Origin of the sequence: Pseudomonas fluorescens (assembly GCF_902497895.1) — a bacterium.
Taxonomy (GTDB): Bacteria; Pseudomonadota; Gammaproteobacteria; order Pseudomonadales; family Pseudomonadaceae; genus Aquipseudomonas; species Aquipseudomonas fluorescens_BP.
In genome coordinates this window covers 1-527 of sequence record NZ_CABVHQ010000171.1, presented here as the reverse complement: position 1 = coordinate 527, position 527 = coordinate 1, and the positions used below count along the sequence as shown (strand labels likewise).

Annotated in this window: 1 pseudogene; it reads left to right on the top strand. The window is 57.9% G+C overall.

Going from position 1 to position 527, the window contains the following annotated elements:
* Positions 1–257 precede the first annotated feature (257 nt).
* Positions 258–527: pseudogene (locus F8N21_RS30365) on the top strand (sugar ABC transporter permease); the annotation flags it as partial.

The window sequence follows — 527 nt, the reverse complement described above, 5'->3', positions numbered from 1 at the left end:
AGCGCGCCAGTTACCCCAAGTAACCCCCGCAACCAATGTGGGAGCGGGCTTGTGTGGCGAGGGGGCTTGTCGGAACGCCGCATCGCCCCGTTCGACTGCGAAGCAGTCGTAAAAACCGGTCACTGCTTATTAATTCAAGATCGCGGTGACTGGTTTCAGGGGTGCTTCGCGCCCCAACGGGGGCAAACCCCCTCGCCACACAAGCCCGCTCCCACAGTTTGATCTTCATTTGTCTGTTCTTAATCGGTTCTAACGCCATGAATACTTCAACGCTCAAAGCTCATATGGATATACCCCAGCCGGTTCGCAAAAGCCGCCTGGCCAACCCCGGCTGGTTTCTGGTCAGCCCCTCGGTGGCGCTGTTGCTGCTGTGGATGATCGTGCCGCTGGGCATGACCCTGTACTTTTCGCTGATTCGCTACAACTTGCTCTACCCGGGTGAAAACCAGTTCGTCGGGCTGGAAAACTTCACTTACTTCCTGACTGACTCGGGCTTCCTGCCCGGCGCCACCAACACCCTGGTGCTG